The sequence below is a fragment of the Flavobacterium piscinae genome (genome assembly GCF_004122145.1).
Lineage (GTDB): Bacteria > Bacteroidota > Bacteroidia > Flavobacteriales > Flavobacteriaceae > Flavobacterium > Flavobacterium piscinae.
This window is the reverse complement of record NZ_SBKQ01000006.1, coordinates 89660-114240: the sequence shown is the minus strand read 5'-3', so window position 1 is coordinate 114240 and position 24581 is coordinate 89660. Positions and strand designations below refer to the sequence as shown.

Below are 24581 nucleotides of genomic sequence, written 5' to 3'. Positions count from 1 at the left end.
GGTTTGGGTTTAATTGTAAATTTGGGAGGGGTTTATGAGGCTTTTACTGTTTCTATTTCATCTAAAGATTGGATTAAAATTGGCATTTGTACTTCTTTAACTTCACGAGTAACAACTTTTTCGTATACTTCCTCGTATGCGTTGATAAATTTACCAATTGTAAAATTATCAATCACTTTTTTTCTGGCATTTATACCCATTTGCTCTCTTAATTCTTTATTATTAAGAAGCTCCACTACTCTATTCCCAATATCTTCGGCATCTTTTGGTTTACAAATGTAACCGCAAGATTCGTCTAAGGCTTCCGTTACTCCACCCACATCAGTGGCAACAACAGGAATTCCGCAACTCATAGATTCCAATACTGTATAGGGGAAACCTTCTGAGATTGAAGTTAAAATCGAAATATCACCTTCACAAAACAATTCACTTGGTTTGTCGTGATAACCGGCTAATTTGAAATTATCTCTTACACCTAATTCATCAATTAATCGTTCACATTCAGCAGTATATTCAGGAACAGCATTATTATCGCCATAAACTAAATACTGAATATTAGGTATTTGACGTTTTGCTACTGCACAAGATTTTATCATGGTGACAATATCTTTCAAATCAAAAATACGAGCCGCTGCCACAACGGTTGGAATATGTTTCAAATGTTCCGGTTTTGCAGTCGGTTTAAATACATTGTGATCGATACCGTTATAAATAATTTCAATTTTTTCAGGATCTGCTCCGTACATTTTCTCCCATTTAATATTGAATTTATTTACAGAAAGAATTTTATCTGCTTTGTAATAAACTAATTCTGTCACACATTCAGAAAACTTAATCAACATTTTTTTAAGAAAATATGAATATTCTGAAGAGTTGATTGCTAATAAACGTTCACGGATAAAAACGCCATGTTCGGTAACAATCATCGGAGTGCCATATTTATACTTTAAAACTAAAGCCGGGATAACAGGAAAACCGGATAAAGTTAAGTGTGAAACATCAACTCTTGGCACTTCTACAGAAAGTGGAATCAAAAAACGGTAAATCCATCGCATACCGGATGTTAAATCATACAAAGATACCTTTTCGTTTTCTTGTTCAGAATTCAAATCAGAAACCATGTAACAAAAAGTTTTCCAAACCGGTTCACTTTTCATTGTTTTTTTATAATCGTGCTTTTGAAAAAAACGCCACATTTTTTGAATTGTTTCATCAAAAGCCCTGACATCTCTGTTGTTAGAAAAGATGTGTCTGAGTAAATCTTGAAAGATTGGAATAAAAACCTGATTGATTTTATCTAAATCGTTTTTCTCTTTTTGGGAGATAATTTTATAATACTTTTTACCGTAATCAATCATTTCCTGAGGCTCCATTGGTGACCAAAGAGGAACTTGGATAACATTTTTTACGTTCTCACTTAATTTATATTTGGATTTAGACTCAAATTCAGCATTGATTGAATAAAGTGTAAAATTTGAGTTTTTCACTTCATTACAAAGCATATGTGCCCAAGTAGAAACTCCACCGCCATTGAAAGGATACGTTCCTTCTAAAATTAACATTACATCGTGCTTTTTGCTCATAACTTATTAGATAATAAAATTCCGTTCGTCGATGAATCTGCCTATGCAGAACCAGACAATTTGGTGCATTTTAACAATCTTAGGGTGGTTTGTGGTATTTTTTGGAACGCCGGCTTTTGGGGACGACTTCAAAAAAGTATTTTAACTTTATAAAACGATATTAACATAGAATTAATAAAACTTTACACGGTTAAAAGACAATTCAAAAGTAGAATTAAATCTAAACAGCACAAAATAAATCCTCTGAAATCAGTTGAAAACACTCATTTCATCGACGAACTGCATAGTGTTCTGGATGAGTAACTTATATTATCGATTAACGGTAAAAGAAATTAAGCTATGAATTAAAAAGGAAGGTATTTTAACAAGTGTAAATGTAGGAATTACTCACTTAAAAACAATTTTTCTCTGAATTTTTTACCAATAGCTAATAAAAGTCGAGTTTTATAATCATCAATTAACCAATCGCGATAATTTTTTGTTGAACTGCTTAAACAATTGGTAAAATGTCGAACTCTACTTTCAATATCATCCGCTAGTTCTTTAGCCAATTGTTTTGCCTCTAACAGCGTTTCTGAATTTTCAACACACATTAACGCATGATGATCAATGGATTTTTCAATCACAACTTTGGGACGCCAATTATTAGCTAATGCCATGCGGTATTCTGACTCAATATCAAATTCTATGTTAGCTGTTTTGCTAAACTTGGCTCGAAGCTCCGGAGGCATTTTGTAAAAGAAATTCATTTCAATTTCCAAATCACCTTTTAAATTGTGGATGTATTGTTCGGGGTATTTAAAAATATGTTGCCAATCTATTTTATCGGTCCACAGACCAAATCTGGCGGCATTGTTTCCTAAATCAATAATTGTAAATTCATCTTTATTAGGAAGCTTCCTCGATCCACGACCAATCATTTGAAAATAAAGCGTCAGTGATTTGGTTGCCCGATTTAAAATAATTGATTCAACAGTCGGTTCGTCAAATCCTGTGGTTAGAATTCCAACTGAAGTTAAAATTGCATCCGGGGTTTCTTTAAACCATTTTAAAATGTCTTTTCGTTCCTCATTATTGTTAGTATTGTCCAAATGCTTGATGTTTTTAAAACCGGCTTCCCTAAAAACATCTAAAACGGCTAAAGAAGTAATGATACCGTTATTAAAAATTAAGGTTTTTTTTCCTAGCGAATGTGCCGTGTAAGCATGAATTAATTTTTCCTGCATGGCCATATTGGTATACAGTTCGTCAGATGATTTTACGGTATAATCGCCATTGATTCCGATTTTTAAGGAAGTCAAACCAACATCATAACTGTAGGTGGTAGCTTTGGCTAAATATCCTTTGTCTATCAATGAACCAATGCTGTTTCCAACAATCAATTCGTGATAATTTTCATTCATCGGTAATTTAATGTTGGAACTTAAAGGAGTGGCAGTCACACCAAGAAAAAATGTATTTTTAAATGCGTGAAATAGTTTTCTGAATGAATTAAAATGTGCTTCATCTATAATCAATAAACCAACATTGTCTATATGCAATTTTTCATCATTCAAACGATTTTTCAATGTTTCAACCATGGCAACAAAACACGAATACTCGTCTTGGTCGGGTAATTCTTTCACAATGCTGTTGATGATTTTATTTTTCACATCAAAACCTTTCAACATTTTTGAGGTTTGTTTACATAATTCAATCCGATGCGTTAAAACCACTACTTTTTTATCATACTTTTCTAAATAACGACGGGTAATCTCAGAAAATATAACCGTTTTACCTCCACCGGTTGGCAGTTGATAGAGCAAATGGTAATTGTGTGGAGCATTTTCAATTTTATCAAAAATCAGGTCAATATCACCCAGTTGATAGTTGTAGAGCTTTTTCTTCTCTTCAATTTCAAGCAATATATCCTTTTTTGACATATAAAAATTTTAAAAAATCAATTTTTACAAAAATAAGCAGATAAAGTCCCATATTTTATTTTTTAAGTTAATTAATTTTTAAAAATTGATTTTGTTAATTTACTAAAGGTTAAATTATACACAAAATTGAGTAAAAAATATCATCCGAAGTTTCATATTCAATGAATATTCTTAATTTTACAACCCCTTTGAGAAAGCCTTAAAATTAAAATGAAGTATAAAATAAAAATTACTCCGATAGATAAATGGGTCATAGATCCGGTGAATCGATTTATCGGGAAATCAACTACCGGTGGAATTGTCCTCTTTATATCTGCAGTGGTAGCTTTAATTTTAGCAAATTCGCCATGGAAAGATACCTATCACCACATTTGGGAACATAAAATTAGTTTCGGAATCGACAACAAGTTTATGTTAGACAAAACTCTTCATCATTGGATTAATGACGGTTTGATGGCAGTGTTTTTCTTTGTTGTAGGATTAGAATTAAAAAGAGAAATTATCGGAGGAGAATTATCCAACCCTAAAAAAGCTATCCTCCCTATTGTTGCGGGATTTGGCGGTATGCTTTTTCCTGCCTTGATATATTTGATGTTTAATCCTTCCGGAGAAGCTCATAGTGGTTGGGGAATTCCTATGGCAACAGATATTGCATTTGCTTTAGGCGTTTTATTTTTACTCGGGAAAAGAGTTCCTACATCATTAAAAGTATTTTTAACGGTACTAGCAATTGCAGATGACTTGGGTGCAGTATTGGTTATTGCACTTTTTTACACTTCAGATATTTCATTGACTAGTTTAATTGTTGGAAGTTTATTTTTATTACTCTTAATTGTGTCGAATTTACTTGGGGTTAGAAATACATTTTATTATGGTATACTTGGTGTTGGTGGACTTTGGATGGCGTTTTTGTTATCAGGAGTTCATGCAACGATTGCCGGAGTTTTAGCTGCTTTTACAATTCCGGCCAATGTTAAAGTTGACGAATTTGTCTTTATTGAAAAAATGAAAGATTATCTCAATAAATTTAAACAAGCAGACCCGAATGGTGTACCAACCGTTACTCCGGAACAATTGCATATTTTAGAGGATATGCGTACACTTTCCAAACAAGCTATGACTCCCCTTCAACGGCTCGAACATGGTATGCATCCCTTTGTGACTTTTGTTGTAATGCCGATTTTTGCTCTAGCAAATGCAGGTGTTACAATTTCATCTGATTCTACCAATTCAGGCACAAGTTTAGTTGCTTTAGGAGTTATATTTGGTTTATTAGTTGGTAAATTTATAGGAATTGTTGGTTTTACATCGCTATTCATCAAACTAAAATTAGCGAAATTACCATTAGGAATGACATACAAACATTTAATTGGAGTTGGTCTTTTGGCATCAATCGGGTTTACAATGTCTCTTTTCATTGCTAATTTAGCTTTTAAAAACCAAGAATTAATTCAACAAGCAAAAATGGGAATTTTATTTGCATCATTACTTGGTGGAACTTTAGGATTTCTCTTTTTATATTTTAATACCAACAAATCAGAGGTAAATATCACAGAAGCTGATACACATTAATTATGCAACGCGAAAAAATTAAAAAAAATAAATGGAGACAACTCCACATGTATTATACCTATACAGGTTTTTACAAATTCATTTTTGATGGATTAAAAAGTGCCTTTTTACCAACAGCTTTGATTGTTGGGGCATTATTTTATGTTCATTATTATGTAATTAACATTAACGAGGCATTAATAATGTTAACTGAACAATACAGTGATTTAACGATTTTCTCTGTATTTTTTGCTTCTGAGTCAATTTTGGGATTAATTCCACCTGATATATTTATTGCTTGGACAAAAAACACAGATTATCCTCTACTTTATTTATCATTATTAGCGATTTTATCCTATTTAGGTGGAGTCGTTTCGTATTTGTTGGGAAAAGCAATGCTAATTATACCCTCTGTAAATAACTTCATGTTTACTAAAATGAGTAAACACATTATTAACATGCGAAAATGGGGAGGCTTATTGATAGCTGTAGGAGCGTTATTACCACTTCCATTTGCAATGGCTGCAATGGCCGCTGGAATGATAAAATTTAATTTTAAAAACTTCCTGATGTTTGCATTACTTCGCCTTTTACGATTTGTAGTATACGGATTTGCAATTTATCAAATGTTATAAAATGATAGGTTTTTTTAAAAAGATTGCTCTTTTAGAAGGTATTTCACTTTTAGTTCTATTGTTTTTTGCGATGCCCATGAAATATATGTTTGATCAGGAAATTTATGTAAAAACTATAGGAATGGCACATGGAATATTGTTTATCCTCTATGTTGTTTTGGCTCTCCTATTGAAGTTTACTTTGAATTGGAGTTTTAAATTATTAGCAATAATTGGTTTAGCTTCTATAATTCCTTTCGGAACCTTCTATGTTGAGAAAAAATACTTGACTTAAGGTTTTATTTTTCAAGTCTATCTTTCACGTATTCAATTTGTGTTTTGCCGTGTGGAAGTGGCTTTCCTTCTTCACTTAAGTTGACCATTGTGATGGTATCCACAGAAATAATAGTTTCTCTTGTCATAATATTCCGGACTTCGCAAGTTAGCGTTAAAGAGGTTTTACCAAACTTGACTACATCGATGCCAATTTCAACAATATCTCCGGGTTTTGCTGAACTTTTAAAATTTATTTCAGACATGTGTTTGGTAACAATTTTTGCATTTTCAAGTTGAATAATGGAGTACAAAGCAACTTCTTCGTCAATCCAAGCCAATAACCTACCACCAAATAAGGTTCCGTTTGGGTTCAAATCTTCGGGTTTAACCCATTTTCGTGTATGAAATCTCATAAATATTGAATTAAATTTAAAACAAAATTAAGCTTAAATCAAATGTTCATCTAAATTTAAACACAAATTAACCTAAAAGCTTTTCGTAATTTAACTCAATCATTTTTACCTTGTTATATAGCTATTAGAACTGTATTTCATCGCTAACTACTTTTAAACTAAGAGATTATTTTTGGTTTTTTTTTAACAAAAAGGTTGAGTTTATAAACTTTTAACTATCTTTGCCGGCGTATAAAATTTGATTTTTCAATAAAATAAACACCAAAATGAAAAAAAACCTACTTATTTTTTCCCTGTCAATCTTTGCATGTGTAACATCTTTTGCACAAGATTCAACAGAAGTTTCAAAAGTTGATGAGTATAACAAATGGTCTATTGAGCTAAACCTTGGTCAAGGTAAAGGAATAAAACCTTACTCTACTGGTTATTTTGCCAGTAATGCTGACAAAGTTTTAGGAAGCTTTACACTTAATCATTTTAATATTGGTGTACGATACATGTTTAGTCCAAAATTTGGATTAAAATTTGATGGTGCTTACGACAATCTTAAAAATTTAAGTGATGAAAGTTTAGATTTTGAAATGCGTCAAATAAGAATCGGAGTTCAAGGGGTTGTTAATGCAGCTCGTTTATTTGATATACAAGAAAGTTTAGGTAGATTCGGCATGTTACTACATGGTGGTATTCAAGTAGCTCAAATGACGCCTCAAATGGGTGTCAATGAAGGTGTTAGTGAATGGAATGGCGGTATAATGGTTGGGTTTACACCTGAATTTAGAATCACTAAAAATTTAGCTGTAACAGCAGATTTCACTTTAATTTCTAACGTTAGACAACATTTCAATTGGGATGGTGCTTATTCTGATGACAGCAATAACCTAGCAGGTAGTATGTATACTACTTCTTTAGGTATATCTTATTCTTTTGGTTCACACAAAGTACACGGAGATTGGGCTACCATTACAAACAAACAACAAGAAGAAATAGATGCTCTTGAAAAACGAGTTGGTCAAATTGAAAACGATATGAGTGATAGTGATCAAGATGGTGTGCCTGATTATTTAGATGTAGAACCAAATTCAATTGCAGGTGTTGCCGTAGATACAAAAGGAAGAATGGTTGACATTAATCAAAATGGTGTCCCTGATGAGTTAGAGAAATATTTGAATAACACTTATGTTACAAATCAAACTTACAATAATGACGCTAACTCTACAGAAATGATGAAAAAATTCATTAATGATGGATATGTAGCGACTTATTTTGACTTTAACAAAAAACAACCAACTAATGTTTCAACAGAAGGAATTGATTTCATCCGTACGTATTTGTTAAACAATCCGGAAGCTTCAGTTGATATTATTGGTTTTGCTGATGAAATTGGAAATACACCTTATAATAATAAGTTAGCCAATGACAGAGCTTCTAATGTTAAAGAAATTTTAATCAAAGCTGGAATTGCTCCGGAACGATTAAATGTTATTTCACAAGGAGAAGATACCTCAGTTGATAAAGACTCTGCCGGTGCTAGAAAATTGGTAAGAAGAGTAACTTTCAAAGTGAAATAATTAACAATCGATTCTTAATAACTAAAAATCAACCTCTGTTTCACGACAGAGGTTTTTTTATAACTTTAAAATAAAAATCATGACAACAAGAGATCGTTATATTATCGAAAACCGTGGTGAAGCTCTGGGAGTAGTTACTGAACAATCCTCTGCCGAAGAAAAATTTCAAAACCTAACCATCCGCCCTATTCTCAAACTTCAAAATGATTTGTTTGTAGATGTATTTAAAAATTATATTTCTAAACATAAAAATGATTTTTATACTTATTCAACCGAAAAGAAGTTACAGTTCATTGAGAATTCTATTCAAAAAGATATCAAATTCAGAAACTCATTGAAAGGAATTGTGATAGGATTATTCACACTTTCTGAATATGAAGATTATATCAAAAATTCATCCAACCTGAATAAACGAATGATGAATATGTTAATTGAACGATTAAAAAGCAATATCTTATTGTTTGATACCCAACAAGCATCTTAATCTATTTTTTGTGCTTAACATAAATAATATTTTTCATTATTTTTTTGCCAATTGAATCAGATTTTCTAAACAATTAAATACATTTAAAATATATTCCTATAAATTTCAAAATAATGGAATGTATTTTTTATTGCAAATACTTAAATCAAACATCAAAAATCAATCAGTTTTTTAAGCTTTTTTCACCCTTTTCAGATTGTTAAAGACTAAATCATAAAAATAATCAAAACTCTCCCTTTTGTCATTAATTCTGATATTTTTTCATTATTATTGTTAAAACGAATGTTATGAGAGAAGAATATTTCAAATGGCACTCCCCTAACTTGGGCAGAGAAATTCAAATGTTGGTTTTTGGTCATGCCGGATATCCTATAATTTTATTCCCTACGTCAATGGGAAGTTTCCATGAAAATAGAGATCAAGGACTCATCGCCTCAGCGAGTTGGTATATTGAACAAGGTCTAATTCAAATTTTTTGTCCGGACAGTATCGACAAAGATAGTTTTTACAACAAGAAAATCCACCCAACGCATCGAATTCAAAACCATGTTTGGTATGATAAGATGATTTGTCATGAAATTGTAGAACGAGTTAAAAATAATACTTATTCCGGAAAAGTGGCCGTAGCCGGCTGTAGCTTTGGTGGTTATCATGCGGCCAATTTTGCGTTCCGGCATCCCGGTTACGTGAGCCACATGTTTTCTATGGGTGGAGCTTTTAACATCAAAAGCTTTATGGATGGTTATCATGATGATAATGTTTTTTATAATAGCCCGGAAGATTATTTACACGGTTTGAATGATCGAGAATTGTGGAATATGGATATCGTACTCGGCACATCCAATTGGGATATCTGTTTTGATGCCAATTTAAAACTGAGTCGAGTCCTCGCCCATCGTGATATACCACATTGGTTGGATGTTCGTCAGGACAGGGAACACGATTGGCCGGTTTGGAAAGAAATGTTTCCGCACTATTTATCGAGAATTAAATTTTTTTAAACAATATAACATAATTTACTATGAAAAAAATTGGAATTTTATTTGGAATGGAAGACACCTTCCCCCAAGCATTTATTGATCGTGTGAATTCAAAAAACGAAAAAGGAATTATTGCCGAAGCCGTTTCAATTGATAAAGTTGTACAAAATAAGGCCACAGAATATGCTGTAATAATTGACAGAATTTCTCAGGATGTACCATTTTATAGAGCTTATTTAAAAAATGCGGCTTTAACCGGTACAGCTGTTATTAACAATCCATTTTGGTGGAGTGCCGATGATAAGTTTTTCAATAACTGTTTAGCTGATGTTTTAGGCGTTCCTTTACCAAATACAGTAATTTTACCTTCTGCCGAACATCCAACCGATACCACCAGTAAATCGTTTAGAAATTTAGCCTATCCGATGGATTGGGAAACCATTTTTGACTATGTTAAATTCCCCGCTTATATGAAACCTTATGCAGGCGGCGGATGGAAAAACGTGTATCGATTAGAAAACCGTGACGAGTTTTGGGATATTCACCGTGAAACCGGACAATTGGTAATGCTTTTGCAAGAAGAAATTGTTTTTGACCAGTATTTTCGAGTGTATTGTCTAGGCGGAAAAGCGGTAAGAATTATGCCTTATGAACCCCGAAATCCGCACCATTTGCGTTATGTAGTAGATGGTCCGCCGGCAGATAAAAAATTGTTAGCCACAGTCAAAGAGTATACATTACGGCTATGTAAAGGATTAGGCTATGATTTTAATACTGTTGAATTTGCAGTTCGGGATGGAATTCCCTATGCAATCGATTTTGGAAATCCTGCACCGGATGCTGAATTGACCTCTGTCGGCAAAGAAAACTTTGAATGGGTGGTGGAAGAAGCAGCCAAAATGGCGATTGAATATGCAAAGAAACACAAAGATGGACAAATGAATCTTACCTGGGGTACATTCATGAAAGGTTCCGTTAACGAGGCTAAACGATTTTAATATTTTCAATTAAATAATTGAATAACAGAATGATTACAAAAAAAGAATTACCCGTTTTTACACTCGGTGTAGAAGAAGAATACTTGATTATTGATCCGGAAACAAGAGACTTGCGTTCGCACATGTCTAAAATTGTAGATGGGGCCAAAATCATTCTTAAGGAACAAGTAAAAGCCGAAATGCACCAATCTGTTGTGGAAGTAGGCACCAATATTTGTAAAAGTGTAAAAGAAGCCCGTGAAGAAATCACTTTTCTGCGAAAAAAAATTGTGGAATTAGCCGCCAAACAAGGTTTAGTTGTCGGTGCTGCCGGAACGCATCCGTTCTCTAAATGGCAAGACCAACCGATTACAGATGATCCTCGTTATCACATGATTGTAAATGAATTGCAAGATGCAGCTCGTTCCAATTTGATTTTTGGAATGCATTGCCATGTGGGAATAGAAAGCCGTGAAGTAGGTTTGCAATTAATCAATCAAGCGTGTTATTTTTTACCGCATATTTTTTCACTTTCAACCAATTCTCCTTTTTGGGAAGGAAGAAATACGGGCTACAAATCGTTTAGAACTAAAGTATTTGACAAATTTCCCCGAACCGGTTTGCCGGAATATTTTGATTCGGTGCAATCGTATGATAATTTCTTAGAAACTTTAGTCAAAACGAATTGCATTGATAATCCGAAGAAAATTTGGTGGGATTTGCGTTTGCATCCATTTTACAATACGATTGAATTCCGCATTTGCGATATGAGTTTAACGGTGGATGAAACGATTTGTATCGTCGCCATTATTCAAGCCATCGTAGCAAAACTTTACAAATTGAATACCGCAAACACCAGTTTTAATGTGTATCGATTGGCGTTGATAAAAGAAAATAAATTTCGTGCCGCACGTTACGGTGTACAAGGAAATATGATTGATTTTGGATTGCAAAAAGAAGTTCCAACGAAAGAACTAATTCTCGAATTATTGGAATTTATTGACGATGTGGTGGATGAATTGGGAAGTCGTGATGAAATTAATTATGTGCACACCATCCTTCGTGAAGGAACCGGTGCCGCAAAACAATTAGCTATTTTTGAAGAAACTAAAGATTTAACAAAAGTAGTCGATTTTATTACGAGTGAGTTTACGAAAGGAATTTAGAAGGTAGAAGTTAGAAACATTTTTGTCATTCCGAAAGATGACGAAGTCGAAATAGGACACGAGCGATAGCGAAGCAGTCTCTTGCAAAGCAAGAAAAATGTTAGGACAACAAATTCCATTTAGTCCGAAAAATCCGTGTGCTATTCAAAATTGTTAATTTCTATTGAATAAACAACTATAAAACCCTATCAGCCAACTAAATCAAATACGTTATCTTTGCCTTATAAAATAGTTACCAAATGAATACACAAATTAAAATAGCGGTTTTAGATATGTATAATGGCGAACCTAATCAAGGAATGCGTTGTATCATCGATATTATTAACCGATTCAATCAAATGGTATCCTTTCAAATTTTTGATATTCGTACTAAAAATGAAATACCTGATGTTCACAAATTTGATATTTATATTTCTACCGGCGGACCAGGAAACCCCTTAGAAGGCGACGGTAAATGGGATGTAAACTATTATAATTTAATCGACTCTATTTGGAATTGGAATCAAGAAAATGAAATGAAAAAACATGTATTGTTCATCTGTCATTCCTTTCAAATGGCTTGTAAACACTTTGGATTAGCCGAAATTAACAAACGAAAAGATACTTCGTTTGGTGTGATGACCACTCACAAAGTCAATGATGGTTTAATTGATCCATTGTTTGAAGGTTTAAACAACCCTTTCTACTCAATTGATAGTCGTGATTATCAAGTGGTGCAACCTCATGTCAAGCGATTCAAAAAGTTAGGTGCTGAAATTATTGCATTGGAGAAAATAAGAGACCACGTTCAATACGAAAGAGCGATTATGGGTATTCGATTTTCAAATGAAATAGTGGGGCTCCAATTTCATCCTGAAGCTGACCCAATCAGTTTTTTAGCTCACATGCGAAACAGAGCTTTCAGAGAAAAAATCATCGCCATGAAAGGACGAGTTAAATTCCTGAAAATGTTAGAATATTTAGTGGAAGAAGATAAAATTTACTTGACCAACGAAACGATCATTCCTAATTTTCTCCGAATAGCCATTAACGACTTACTAAAACATAAAAAAATACTCTCTAACTAAGTTTTATAAATTTTAAATTCCAACACAAAGGCACACTAGGATTTTCTTTTGTGTCTTTTTTTTAAAAAATGATTTACAATGAATACAGCTTTTCGAAATCAGTTTAACAAAGAGTTCTCTACCGAAAAATACAATCAGTTAATAGATTCAATCGCGGCAGATTTTGATTACAAACCAACTTTTCGGATTGGAGAAACGCCTTTTTTCATCACAAATGAATTAAAAGAACAGTTATTGGAAGGTTACAATCATGTGATTGATTTTATTCAACAAGATGGATTTAAAGAATTAACTAACAAAGCCTTAGAGTTAAATAGGAAAGTACCAAACGAAGACAATCACACCACATTTTTAGCCATCGATTTTGGAATTTGTGAAGAAGACGGAAAAATTATTCCGAAATTAATTGAAGTACAAGGATTTCCTTCGTTATTTAATTTTCAAAATCATCTGTCACAAAAATTTGTTGACTTCTACCCTTTTCTGAATCAATTGACTCCTTTTTTAAATGGTTTGGATAACGAATCGTATTTAAAATTAATCGAAGAAGTAATTTGTAATAATCATCCGAAAGAAAATGTAATTCTGTTAGAAATTGAACCTGAAAAGCAAAACACTAAAATCGATTTTTATTACTGTAAACGAGATATTGGAATTCCGGTAGTTTGTGTAACAGAATTAATTCAGAAAGGAAAAAAGCTGTTTTACACGAATGATAAAGGAATTGAAATTGAAGTAAAACGAATCTATAACCGTGTCATTTTTGACGAATTGGATTTGCGAACCGACTTGCAACTCAACTTTGATTTTTCTGCCGATTTAGACGTGGAATGGGCCGGACATCCCAACTGGTTTTTCCGCATCAGTAAATTCATTTTACCTTATTTGAAAGGTGAGTATTTTATTGAAACCACTTTATTGAGCGATTTAAAAGAAATTCCAACCGATTTGGAAAACTATGTGCTCAAACCGTTGTTTTCTTTCTCAGGAAGTGGTGTCATTTTCCACGTGAAAAAAGAAGACATTGAAGCCGTTACAGAAAAAGACTTATACATTTTGCAGAAAAAAGTAAACTATCTTCCCATCATTCAGTCTCCGGATGGCAAAGTAAAAGCCGAAGTCCGCTTAATAGCCGTTTGGAAAAAAGACGCCCCCTCACCTACTTTAGTAACCAATTTAGTCCGACTAAGCCGTGGTGAAATGATTGGTGTGAAATTCAACAAAGATAAAGATTGGGTTGGTGGTACGGTTGGGATGTTTGAGAGATAAAACATTCAATCTTTTAAACATTAAGAATTTAAGATTGATTCATTAAGTATTTTTAAGCCTTATTGAAATTCTTAAAACAACTTAAATTCTTAATGTTTAAATACTAATTATATTCTCTTTTAATTTCATTTAAACTTAGGTTCGAATTTATAAATTTTTCAATAACTCCTCTTCTCAAACTCTCCAAATCCTCATACTCCAAATACTTTGCCCAATCTTCTTCATTTAAAATTTGTTTGATAATTTTAATCGTTTTAGCAGTTTCGGAGGCATTTCGTAAAAAGGCTTTTCCATCATAAAACGGCATGTCTTTGTGAAAAAAATCAATGGTTTTCTGTTCAAAATCCACTTGAATAAAGAATAAGTTGGCGGTTTCGTCATTAGGGTAAAAATCGGTCCAACGGGCAAAACCTATTTTGATGTGTTGGTTTTTATAATGAGTTAATGGTAACAATCGCCAACGACAATTAGCAGCTCTTCCCCAATGGTTGGAGATGCGGTAAACACCTGCCTCAGTAAAAAAATATTCACTACCCGATTTACTTTTAAATTGTGGTTGCTGTAATTCAAAATCTGTTTGTGAAACCTCTTTCCATAGGCAAAAAGTGTGTTTATGGAAGTTGTTGGAACTATATTTTCTCAAATTAAATTATTTTTTAAACATATAAGTCATATAAGTTTTTACTGTTTTAAAACTTATATGACTTATATGGTAAATATAAAATTATAATATTATGAATTTAATGCAACTTCTTTACCTTCTCTTGTTGAGCCACAGTCGCAAAATCTTTTACCAATCGCTCCGCATAGTCGTCTAACAATTCACGAACACGTTCATGTTTTTCGGATTTCACAATCAAACCGGCATGGTATTCTAATGGAACTCGGAAACAAACTTCGTTATCATTAAAACCACTCAAATCCGGATGTTCAAATTTGGATAAGGTCAACACAATTCCGGCAAATTGTTTCTTTTGTGAAGGAACTTTGTATTCTTTTCCTCGCACCAACGCATCTTCAATTTTGGCCCATTCACCCCATAAATTGATATCGGAAGCGGCTTCCACCATTTCAGCCAAATGGGCTCCTCCTACTCTTGAAGACGTTTCTAAAAAGTAAATTTTTCCGTCTTCATTGCATTTGATAAATTCGGTGTGCGTGGCTCCATGTTTCATGCCAAAGGCTTTCATTACTTGTTCATTCACTTTCTTAATCGCTTTGTCATCCGCAGAATTATACGGAATATTGGCACTTCTAAAAATTCCGCCACCTTGCGAAATCTCCATGGGTGTAGCCAAATATTGCGATGTGATGCTGAATAATACTTTGTTGTTAAAATTCAATCCGTCACAATGATAAACTGCTCCCGATTTGAATTGTTCTACCAAATATTTTATGCGATTATCGCCTAATTCATGTATTTTTTGCCATAATTCGTCTTTCGAATGTACTTTCATGATTCCGGATGCCGAAGCTTCTGAACGGGGTTTTAATACCCACGGTGGCGAAACCGTATCCGCAAAATGATTGATGTATTCGTCATTAAACAATGCACTAAAAGCAGGAACCGGAACACCTTCCGCTTGAGCTTTCACACGCATGGCCAGCTTATCTCGGAAATACCTTCCGGTAGTTTGCCCCATTCCGTCCACTCGCAAATTTTCACGCAAAAAGGTGGCTTTTTCAACATCAAAATCATCTAAGGCTACAATCGCATCAATTTTTTCTTTTCGCATTAATCCCGCAACACCTTGCAAAAGCATATCCAAATCCCAATCGATATCTTGACCGGGCATGTAAAAAATTTCATCAATCGAATCAAAAGCCCAAGGCTTGTTTCGCAGTTTTTCGGAAGTAATCAGAAAAACTTTGTTTCCTAATTTCTTCATGTTGATTAAAAAATCATTTCCTTTAAAATAATTGGAAATGCAAATAAAAGTTTTGGTAGTATCTTCCATAAACTATAGGTTTTCTATAAAATTAATAAGTAAATGCACTCCAAATGCAGTGGCATGTTTGGTCTTGGCGAATTCATCATCTACGAAAGTGACACCGGCAATGTCAAGATGAGCCCAAGCGGTATGATTTTCAGTAAAATACTCTAAAAATTTGGCAGCAGAAATCGCTCCGGCAACCGGTTTTCCTGAGAAATTTTTCACATCGGCTATTTCACTTTCTATATCCGATTTGTAGGCATCCCATAATGGTAAGGGCCATAAACGTTCCCCAATTCCATCGCCTGCTTCTTGCAAATACTTGGACAGTTGTTCATTGTTTGTAAACAAAGCTCCACATTCATTGCCAAAAGTGGCCACGCTACTTCCGGTTAAGGTGGCTAAATCAATAACCGTTTCCGGATTATAATTCTTAATTAAATAAGATAAACCATCGGCCAAAATCAATCGTCCTTCGGCATCGGTATCAATGATTTCGATGGAATGACCACTGTAACTTCCAATTACATCACTCGGTAAAAAAGAATTGGCATCCACCGAATTTTCACAAGCAGGTACTATTGCCGTTACACGATAAGGTAATTGTAAATCAGCAATCAGTTGCATGGCTCCTAAAACTGCTGCACCACCTGCCATATCGCATTTCATGTGCACCATTCCGGCTGTTTTAATATTCAATCCACCGGTATCAAATGTGATTCCTTTTCCAACCAAACCAATGTGTTTTTTTGCATTTTTAGGATAATAATCCATCACGATAAACTGCGATTCATTGGCACTACCTTTTCCAACAGAAATAAAGGCATCCAAACCGATTTCTTTTGACTTTTGCTGACCGAAAACTTCTACTGAAAACCCGAATTTCTTTCCCGCTTCAATGGCCCAATCGGCCAACTGTTTGGGAGTAATTTTATTAGGCGGTAAATCCACTAAATGATAGGTTTCTAATTGAGCATTAGCAATTTTTAAACCCCGTTCTACAGCATTTTCTTTGTTATCCGTTGCAATGATGTTTAAAATACATTCTTCATTTAAAAGTGGATGTTTCTCCTTCTCTTTTTTATAATGACCTAATCGATAAGTACCTAAAACCAAACCATTGATTGCCGCCGTTATAGAATTATCAGTGAAAAAATCGGGAATAATAAGTGACGTTTCACCTTTAAAAAAGTTTTCTTTTTGATGTGCTACTCTTCTAAAAATCTTTTTCAGGCTTGAAAAATCAGGTGATTTTCCCAAACCAACGAAAAGGTAAATCACACCTACTTTTTCGATAACGTAGGTGGAATCCTTTTTTCCTGAAAAAACTTCATTTGAAACAGCAATAGACAAAAATTGAACCGTTTCATCTGTTTCTAAAACAGGAACAAGTATTACATTTTCTGTTGAAGTGACTTTTTGTAGATAATTAATTTTCATAGTTTTTATTCTTCTTTGGTACTAAAATAGAGCCATTCGATAGCTTTTGGGAATTCATCACTCCAGTAGATTTCGTTGTGTTTTCCTTGCTCATTGATACTCAAACGGATTTTCATTTTATCGTTTAAGGCATCCTTTTTGAGTAATCGTTTTTTAAAATTCTTAACATGATCAATCATCGTCGCACTTTCATCTCCTCCGGCATACAAGTAAATTCGAGTGTCTTGTGGTTCTTCCATATCCAAAAAAGACAATTTTATTTTTGGAACGACCCAAAGTGATGGCGAAAAAATCATTAGCTTTCCAAATACTTCGGGATACATTATCCCACTAAAAATACTAACCAATCCGCCCATAGAACTTCCGCCAATTCCGGTATATTCACGTTCCGGTTTTGTTCTGAAATTTTCGTCAATAAAAGGTTTTAATGTATCGGTTAAAAATCGAATGTACTTTTTACCTTGACCGGTTCCAAGAACCGTATTACCCACATTATATTCTAAAATACGTTCATTATCAGCGTGTTCTACAGCAATAACAATAATTTTTCCGATTTTGTATTCGGCCATTACGGCTAATTTTTTATCAATTTCCCAATTGCCGAATTTCGCTTTTTCATTGAATAAATTTTGTGCATCTTGCAAATACATCACCGGATAATGTTCAGTAGAAGTCTCATAATCATATGGTAACAACGCCCAAACCTTACGTTTTTTATTGAGTTGTGGTATTTCAAATTCTTCGGAAACTAAATGCACTTTGGGCAAAAAATTGGGTTTAAACGGTAGCCAATTGTGTCGCCATTTTGCCACATGTTCCTTTCGAACACCACTGTGTTGTTTGCAGGAACGATTTTCGGTTCGGTTTCCATATTTGTCAATTTCTACTTCACTCCAATCGCCTCGGGTAAATTTATAAAGCAATTCGTCAGGATAATTGAAATCGACAGGAAATTTAAAATGATAAAGTCCTTTTCCGACCTTTTCCATCTGAAAATGTTTATCCTGCGTAACCCAATTGTTAAAATTTCCGGCAATATAAACGGGTCTATCATCATCTTCATCGGTGGTTAAAAGCAAATTGAGTTGGGGTTCAATTATTTCTTTATCAGGTTGTTGTGGTAATGTATTTTCTGCTGGCTTCATGCAATCAAATTAATCGAAATCTAAATTATATTAAAAAGTAAATATAGCTTTTTGGATTGTGATTAGAAATATTTTTTTAATTGAAATTCAATTTATAGAAGAATGGTGACTTATTGAATAAATTTTTAAAGATTAAATAATTTATTCATTCTATTTGAATTAAAAATCGTATTATTTTTAATAAATTAGCCACTTCAAATTTTACACAACATACAAATGAAAAACACAGCATTAACGCACATTCACGAAAGTTTAGGAGCTAAAATGGTTCCGTTTGCCGGATACAATATGCCGGTTCAATATGAAGGAGTCACCGTTGAACACGAAACCGTGCGAAATGCCGTAGGTGTTTTTGATGTATCGCATATGGGAGAATTTTTGTTATCCGGTCCGAATGCGTTGGCTTTGATTCAAAAAGTTACTTCTAACGATGCTTCCACTTTAACTATTGGTAGAGCTCAATATTCGTGTCTACCTAATAATCAAGATGGTATAGTGGATGATTTAATTGTATATAAAATAAAAGAAGAGCAATATTTATTAGTGGTTAACGCTTCCAATATTGAAAAGGATTGGAATTGGATTTCATCTCACAATGACTTAGGAGTGGAAATGAAAAATCTTTCTGAGGACTATTCCCTATTGGCCATTCAAGGTCCGAAAGCAGTGGAAGCCATGCAATCATTGACTTCTATCAATTTGTCCGAAATAAAATATTACCATTTTGAAGTAGCTGATTTTGCCGGAATCGAACATGTCATTATTTCTGCAACGGGTTATACCGGTTCAGGTGGATTTGAAATTTATTGTAAAAATTCCGAAGTTGAACAAATTTGGCATAAAGTATTTGAAGCCGGTGCTTCCTTTGGTATCAAACCAATCGGTTTAGCGGCTAGAGACACGCTACGATTGGAAATGGGCTTTTGTTTGTATGGAAACGACATCAACGATACCACTTCACCCTTAGAAGCCGGTTTAGGTTGGATTACCAAATTCACCAAAGATTTTGTAAATTCAGAAAACTTAAAAAAACAAAAAGAAGAAGGCGTTTCACGGAAATTAGTAGGTTTTGAATTGTTGGAAAGAGGAATTCCTCGTCACGACTATGAAATTATGGATGCAGATGGAAACAATATCGGAATCGTAACTTCAGGAACAATGGCACCAACGGTTGGAAAAGGAATTGGAATGGGTTATGTAAAGACTGAATTTGCTGGAGTTGATTCTGAAATTTACATCCAAATCAGAAACAATAAAGTAAAAGCGAAAGTGGTTAAAATGCCTTTTTATAAGAAGTAAAAGTTTTTGAAATTTTAGTATAAATACTATTTTTGCACCACAATTTTGAACTTTGAATAACGAATACAGAATTTTGAAATAAATAGAAATGGGAAGAGCGTTTGAATTTAGAAAAGCACGTAAAATGAAACGTTGGTCAGCCATGGCCAAAACGTTTACCAGAATAGGAAAAGACATTGTAATGGCTGTAAAAGAAGGGGGTCCGAATCCGGAAACCAACTCTCGTTTGCGTGCCGTTATTCAGAATGCCAAGGCTGCCAATATGCCGAAAGACAATGTTGAACGAGCCATAAAAAAAGCATCTGATAAAGATACAGCCAATTTTAAAGAGGTTTTGTTTGAAGGTTATGCTCCGCATGGCATCGCTATTCTGATTGAAACAGCCACTGACAACAACAATAGAACGGTTGCAAATATTCGAAGTTATTTTAACAAATGTAACGGAACGTTAGGCACACAAGGTTCGGTTGAATTTATGTTTGACCACACCTGTAATTTCAGAATTCCTGCAGAAGGTCAAGATGTGGAAGAATTGGAATTAGAAATGATTGATTTTGGTGTAGAAGAAATTTTTGCCGACGAAGACGGAATTCTAATGTATGCCCCCTTTGAAAGTTTTGGTGCCATTCAAAAAGAATTGGAAAACAGAAACATCGAGATTTTATCGTCCGGTTTTGAACGAATTCCGCAAATCACCAAAGAAGTCACACCAGAGCAAATGGCGGATGTAGAAAAACTGTTAGAAAAAATTGAAGAAGATGATGATGTGATGAATGTGTATCACACGATGCAGGAATAAAAACAAAAACTCTCTTGAAAAAGGGAGTTTTTTTATGCCGATTTTTTTTTTAAACTATTAACTAAAGTTTCAAGTTCTTTTTTATTTACTTTAAAAAGCAAAATTTCAATTTTAGAACTTGTCAATTGAAAGATTAATTTGTCTTTTTCTTTATAATTACTAAAACTTCCTAAATCTAAAATAAAATCAATTACTAAACTAAAAATTGAAACAATCCAATTGGTTCTGCCCTTAACTAAATCAACCGAAATAATTGAATTGTATTTAAATTCACCATTATTTGCAGAATTATCTTCATCAATCAAATGAAAATCACTATCACTTAAAGTAAATAATAATTTCGGTTTCTTTCTTAATTCGTAAGTTGTTGTCGCCATCAATTACTCCTCTTCCCTATTCTGAAACTTCGTTCGTTTACTGCCTTCATAAATATCATACTTCAACAATCTCGCTTCCAATTTTCCGTTGAATAATTTGATTTTTCGAGATGGTTTTAATCCCACAAATTTCAACGCTTCTAAATTAGCCGTGATAAACCAAGCTTGCGTGTTGGGATAACTTTGCTTGAACGTATCGCCAATTTCTCTATAAAAACGTTCCATATCAATATCCAAACGCTCACCGTAGGGCGGATTAAAAACCATGTGTAACGGACCTTCGGTTTGCTTTTCCGAATCAAAAAAGTCTTTTTGTTCTATGGTTACATAATCGTCTAAATTGGCATTCTGAATGTTATCTTGGGCTTTTCTAACGGCACTTGGAGCTTTGTCGTAACCTTTAATCGTATAATGAAATTCTCTGGTTTTTTTCATCAAACTATCGATTATTTGGTCGAATAAATCATTGTCCCAATCGTTCCATTTTTCAAAAGCGAACTCTTTTCGGTTTATATTGGCGGGAATATTACAAGCAATCATCGCTGCTTCAGCCAAAATAGTTCCGCTTCCACACATTGGATCTAAAAAGTGAGAAGTGCCATTCCAACCCGAAAGAATCAACATTCCGGCTGCTAAAACTTCGTTAATCGGAGCGATATTCGTAGCCGAACGGTACCCTCTGTGGTGCAACGAATCACCGGAAGTATCCAATGAAACTGTACATTGATCGCGGTCTAAATGAATATGAATACGTAAATCCGGAAAATCTTTATCAATACTCGGGCGAACACCGGTTTTCTCACGAAATTGATCTACAATCGCATCTTTGGATTTTAAAGCTACAAATTGAGAGTTGTTGAATACTTCAGAATATAAAGTAACATCCACAACAAAAGTCTGTTTTTCATTCATGAAAAAACTCCAATCAATACTTGAAATACCATCATATAAACTCCTTTCATTAAAGACTTTAAACCCTTTAATAGGTTTTAGAATTTTAAGAGCCGTCCGCAACGACAAATTAGCTTTATACATAAAACCTTTGTCACCGAAAAAAGTTACCACACGCGTTCCCTTTTGCACATCTTGTCCCCCTAATTGTTGCACTTCTTTGGCTAAAATATCTTCAAAACCAAAAAAGGTCTTGGCTACCATCTTAAAATTCTTCTCCATGATTGTATAAAACTGTAAAACTTGGCAAAAATACACTAAATTTGCACGTTCTTAAAGCATCTAACCAATTAATGTCAGATTCAAAACATCCTAAAATAGAAAATCCATCTTCCAAATTGGATAAATGGTATGCCGCTTGGTTTGACACGCCTTATTATCATATTCTTTACAAAGACAGAGATTATGCAGAAGCTCAGCTTTTTATGGATAATTTAACCCACTATTTAAATTTACCGGAAGATGCCAAAATTTTAGACTTAGCCTGTGGTAAAGGTCGTCATTCCATTTATTTGAATCAATTGGGTTATGAAGTTACGGGAGCTGATTTGTCTGAAAACAGTATTAATGAAGCTTCAAAATTTTCGAATGAAAAATTGCATTTTGTGGTTCATGATATGCGAATTAAATTTGATGAAAAGTTTGATGCTATTTTTAATTTGTTCACCAGTTTTGGTTATTTTGAAGATGACGCCGATAATTTAACCACTTTAAAAGCCATTCGCGACAGCTTATCTGAATATGGTTTTGCGGTGATTGATTTTATGAATGTAGATTTTATATTGGAAAATCTGATTCCCGAAGAAACGAAAACAGTGGATGGCATCGATTTTCATATCAAACGATACGAAAAAGACAATCACATTTACAAAGAAATTTCATTTTCGGATAAAGGTGAGAATTTTCATTTTACTGAAAAAGTACAAGCTCTTCGTTTATCGGATTTTGAAAAAATGATGGAAGAAGCCGGAATTTTTTTATTGGATGTTTTTGGGGATTACAAACTCCGAAAATTCTACAAATCACAATCTGAACGTTTAATTTTGATTTTCAAATAATGCAGTATATCATCACTTTTGCAGCTGTCATTTTAGGTTTTTTAATCGCCTTATTTTTAAAACCGCAGAAGAAAAAAAACATCAAATTATTATTGGCGTTTAGTGGAGCTTTTTTGCTTTCGCTGACGGTTTTGCATTTGTTACCTGAGTTATTTGAAGATTCACATCATGTGCATGAGGGAGAACATGTGCACTCAATACTTCCGGTTGGTGTTTTTATTATGATTGGAATTTTATTCCAAATCATTTTAGAATTTTTCTCTAAAGGTGCCGAACACGGTCACGTTCATGTGCATACTGACGAAAATAATGAAGTGCATCAAATTCCGTGGCTTTTATTCATTAGTTTGTGTATTCATGCCTTGTTAGAAGGTTTTCCTATTCATGAAAACACCAATTTAGCTTATGGAATTGCGGTGCACCACTTCCCTATTGCGATTATTTTAACGCTGTTTTTTGTGAATGCCAAAATGAATAAATGGATGGTTTTTGCTTTTATGTTTTCATTTGCGTTAATGACTCCTCTTGGAACTTTGTTAGCGGAACAATTGCATTTTGCTCAACACTATGCTAAAGAAATTTCAGCTATTGTGGTAGGTATTTTATTCCATATTTCTTCGACCATTATTTTTGAAAGTAATGAGGGTCATAAATTCAATTTGGCAAAAATTACGGCTATCATTCTTGGATTTTTATTGGCATATGTAATTGAAATGGGACATTCGCATTAGAATTGCAAAATTCAATTGCAATGACAAAAATCAAATTCAATAGCAAAAGTCAATTGCAATGACAAAATTCAAATGTATTTATTAACTTTTTTTTGCGTCTTTGCGACTTTGCGAGAATCTTAATTTCACTTATCTTTGAGTGAAAATTAAAACCATGTCTTTTACCAAAACCACGGAACAATCCTCTAACTACAAACATCTTGAAAAGATGTCGGTTTCCGAATTATTACAAAACATCAATAATGAAGACAAAACGGTTCCTTTAGCAGTTGAAAAAGCATTGCCAAAAATTGAAAAAACAGTTGAAAAAGTAGTCAGTCAATTAAAAAATGGCGGAAGACTTTTTTACATTGGAGCCGGAACTTCTGGTAGATTAGGTGTTGTAGATGCTTCGGAATGCCCACCAACGTTTGGAGTTTCTTTTGATTTGGTCGTGGGAATTATTGCCGGTGGCGACAAAGCCATCCGAAAAGCAGTTGAATTTGCCGAGGATGATATGGAACAAGCTTGGAAAGATTTATTGGAATTCAACATTAATCAAAATGATTTTGTCATTGGCATTGCTGCTTCCGGAACGACGCCTTATGTCATTGGTGGTTTGGAAAAGTGCAATCAGCATAACATTCCGACAGGATGTATTACTTGCAACGAGGGAAGTCCGCTTTCAAAAGTCTCTCAATTTCCAATTGAAGTGGTGGTTGGACCGGAATTTGTCACCGGAAGTTCACGCATGAAAGCCGGCACTGCTCAAAAGTTAGTTTTGAATATGATTTCAACGGCTACGATGATTCAACTCGGAAAAGTAAAAGGCAACAAAATGGTGGACATGCAATTGAGCAACAACAAATTAGTAGATCGAGGCATTCGTATGATTATGAGTGAAATTCCGGTGAGCTATGAAGAAGCAGGCGTTTTATTGGAGAAATTTGGTAGTGTGCGGAAAGCGGTAGAGAGTTATCAGTCGCAGTGAGCAGTCT

The 24581-nt window shown here is 33.9% G+C and carries 24 protein-coding genes; 15 read left to right on the top strand and 9 right to left on the bottom strand.

Features of this window, described 5'->3' with window-relative positions:
* Positions 1-32 precede the first annotated feature (32 nt).
* Both pelF and EQG68_RS07160 read right to left on the bottom strand, forming a co-directional pair.
* The gene (gene pelF, locus EQG68_RS07165) at positions 33-1583 is read right to left on the bottom strand and encodes a GT4 family glycosyltransferase PelF (RefSeq protein WP_129464117.1); all 1551 of its coding nucleotides are present in this window, start codon (positions 1581-1583) and stop codon (positions 33-35) included.
* Between the two features lie 383 nt (positions 1584-1966).
* Positions 1967-3505 (bottom strand): DEAD/DEAH box helicase, encoded by a 1539-nt coding sequence (locus EQG68_RS07160; protein WP_129464115.1) that lies wholly within the window; start codon positions 3503-3505, stop codon positions 1967-1969.
* A 210-nt stretch (positions 3506-3715) separates the two neighbouring features.
* Between EQG68_RS07160 and nhaA the strand changes: the two genes are divergently transcribed.
* Genes nhaA through EQG68_RS07145 form a run of 3 tightly spaced genes read left to right on the top strand, consistent with a single transcriptional unit; the run spans position 3716 to position 5965 of the window.
* Complete coding sequence (gene nhaA, locus EQG68_RS07155; protein ID WP_129464113.1) at positions 3716-5077, top strand: Na+/H+ antiporter NhaA; 1362 nt, start codon at positions 3716-3718, stop codon at positions 5075-5077.
* 2 nt (positions 5078-5079) lie between these two features.
* Positions 5080-5691: a short-chain dehydrogenase gene (locus EQG68_RS07150; RefSeq protein WP_129464112.1), complete on the top strand. Its 612-nt coding sequence runs from the start codon at positions 5080-5082 to the stop codon at positions 5689-5691.
* A gap of 1 nt (position 5692) precedes the next feature.
* Positions 5693-5965, top strand: coding sequence for a DUF3817 domain-containing protein (locus EQG68_RS07145; RefSeq protein WP_129464110.1), 273 nt, complete (start codon positions 5693-5695; stop codon positions 5963-5965).
* 4 nt (positions 5966-5969) lie between these two features.
* On the opposite strand, the gene EQG68_RS07140 is transcribed toward EQG68_RS07145, so the two are convergent.
* Positions 5970-6359, bottom strand: coding sequence for an acyl-CoA thioesterase (locus tag EQG68_RS07140; protein WP_129464109.1), 390 nt, complete (start codon positions 6357-6359; stop codon positions 5970-5972).
* Between the two features lie 266 nt (positions 6360-6625).
* Here EQG68_RS07140 and EQG68_RS07135 point away from each other — a divergent pair, with 266 nt between their 5' ends.
* The 7 genes from EQG68_RS07135 (at position 6626) to EQG68_RS07105 (ending at position 13870) form a co-directional block, all read left to right on the top strand.
* Entirely contained in the window at positions 6626-7927 is a 1302-nt protein-coding gene (locus tag EQG68_RS07135; protein WP_129464107.1) for an OmpA family protein, read from the top strand.
* Between the two features lie 79 nt (positions 7928-8006).
* Entirely contained in the window at positions 8007-8411 is a 405-nt protein-coding gene (locus tag EQG68_RS07130; protein ID WP_129464106.1) for a glyoxalase, read from the top strand.
* Between the two features lie 287 nt (positions 8412-8698).
* Complete coding sequence (locus tag EQG68_RS07125; RefSeq protein ID WP_129464104.1) at positions 8699-9412, top strand: esterase family protein; 714 nt, start codon at positions 8699-8701, stop codon at positions 9410-9412.
* A gap of 20 nt (positions 9413-9432) precedes the next feature.
* On the top strand, positions 9433-10389 hold the full coding sequence (locus EQG68_RS07120) for an ATP-grasp domain-containing protein (RefSeq protein WP_129464103.1): 957 nt from the start codon (positions 9433-9435) through the stop codon (positions 10387-10389).
* Positions 10390-10418: 29 nt separating this feature from the next.
* Entirely contained in the window at positions 10419-11534 is a 1116-nt protein-coding gene (locus tag EQG68_RS07115) for a carboxylate-amine ligase (protein WP_129464102.1), read from the top strand.
* Between the two features lie 239 nt (positions 11535-11773).
* Complete coding sequence (locus tag EQG68_RS07110) at positions 11774-12601, top strand: type 1 glutamine amidotransferase (protein WP_129464101.1); 828 nt, start codon at positions 11774-11776, stop codon at positions 12599-12601.
* Between the two features lie 78 nt (positions 12602-12679).
* A complete protein-coding gene (locus tag EQG68_RS07105; protein WP_129464100.1) occupies positions 12680-13870 on the top strand; it encodes a hypothetical protein in 1191 nt (396 codons plus the stop codon).
* Between the two features lie 103 nt (positions 13871-13973).
* On the opposite strand, the gene EQG68_RS07100 is transcribed toward EQG68_RS07105, so the two are convergent.
* The 4 genes from EQG68_RS07100 to EQG68_RS07085 all read right to left on the bottom strand — a co-directional run bounded on the left by EQG68_RS07100 (position 13974) and on the right by EQG68_RS07085 (position 18389).
* Positions 13974-14513 (bottom strand): hypothetical protein, encoded by a 540-nt coding sequence (locus EQG68_RS07100; RefSeq protein ID WP_129464099.1) that lies wholly within the window; start codon positions 14511-14513, stop codon positions 13974-13976.
* 97 nt (positions 14514-14610) lie between these two features.
* Complete coding sequence (locus tag EQG68_RS07095) at positions 14611-15828, bottom strand: ATP-grasp domain-containing protein (RefSeq protein WP_129464098.1); 1218 nt, start codon at positions 15826-15828, stop codon at positions 14611-14613.
* 3 nt (positions 15829-15831) lie between these two features.
* The gene (locus EQG68_RS07090) at positions 15832-17244 is read right to left on the bottom strand and encodes a leucyl aminopeptidase family protein (protein WP_129464097.1); all 1413 of its coding nucleotides are present in this window, start codon (positions 17242-17244) and stop codon (positions 15832-15834) included.
* Positions 17245-17249: 5 nt separating this feature from the next.
* Positions 17250-18389 carry an alpha/beta hydrolase gene (locus EQG68_RS07085; RefSeq protein ID WP_129464096.1) on the bottom strand — a complete coding sequence of 380 codons (1140 nt, stop codon included), beginning with the start codon at positions 18387-18389 and terminating at the stop codon, positions 17250-17252.
* Positions 18390-18605: 216 nt separating this feature from the next.
* Between EQG68_RS07085 and gcvT the strand changes: the two genes are divergently transcribed.
* The gene (gene gcvT / locus EQG68_RS07080; RefSeq protein ID WP_129464095.1) at positions 18606-19688 is read left to right on the top strand and encodes a glycine cleavage system aminomethyltransferase GcvT; all 1083 of its coding nucleotides are present in this window, start codon (positions 18606-18608) and stop codon (positions 19686-19688) included.
* Between the two features lie 88 nt (positions 19689-19776).
* Positions 19777-20487 (top strand): YebC/PmpR family DNA-binding transcriptional regulator, encoded by a 711-nt coding sequence (locus tag EQG68_RS07075; RefSeq protein ID WP_129464094.1) that lies wholly within the window; start codon positions 19777-19779, stop codon positions 20485-20487.
* A gap of 32 nt (positions 20488-20519) precedes the next feature.
* Here the strand turns inward: EQG68_RS07075 and EQG68_RS07070 are convergent, their stop codons facing one another.
* Positions 20520-20864, bottom strand: a complete 345-nt coding sequence (locus EQG68_RS07070) for a hypothetical protein (protein ID WP_129464093.1) — start codon at positions 20862-20864, stop codon at positions 20520-20522.
* A gap of 3 nt (positions 20865-20867) precedes the next feature.
* Positions 20868-22037, bottom strand: a complete 1170-nt coding sequence (locus EQG68_RS07065; RefSeq protein WP_129464092.1) for a THUMP domain-containing class I SAM-dependent RNA methyltransferase — start codon at positions 22035-22037, stop codon at positions 20868-20870.
* Between the two features lie 71 nt (positions 22038-22108).
* Between EQG68_RS07065 and EQG68_RS07060 the strand changes: the two genes are divergently transcribed.
* The 3 genes from EQG68_RS07060 to murQ all read left to right on the top strand — a co-directional run bounded on the left by EQG68_RS07060 (position 22109) and on the right by murQ (position 24574).
* Positions 22109-22873 (top strand): class I SAM-dependent methyltransferase, encoded by a 765-nt coding sequence (locus EQG68_RS07060; RefSeq protein WP_129464091.1) that lies wholly within the window; start codon positions 22109-22111, stop codon positions 22871-22873.
* A complete protein-coding gene (locus EQG68_RS07055) occupies positions 22873-23604 on the top strand; it encodes a ZIP family metal transporter (RefSeq protein WP_129464090.1) in 732 nt (243 codons plus the stop codon). Before EQG68_RS07060 ends, EQG68_RS07055 begins: the two co-directional genes overlap by 1 nt.
* A 154-nt stretch (positions 23605-23758) precedes the next feature.
* Positions 23759-24574, top strand: coding sequence for an N-acetylmuramic acid 6-phosphate etherase (gene murQ, locus EQG68_RS07050; RefSeq protein ID WP_129464089.1), 816 nt, complete (start codon positions 23759-23761; stop codon positions 24572-24574).
* Positions 24575-24581: the final 7 nt, after the last annotated feature.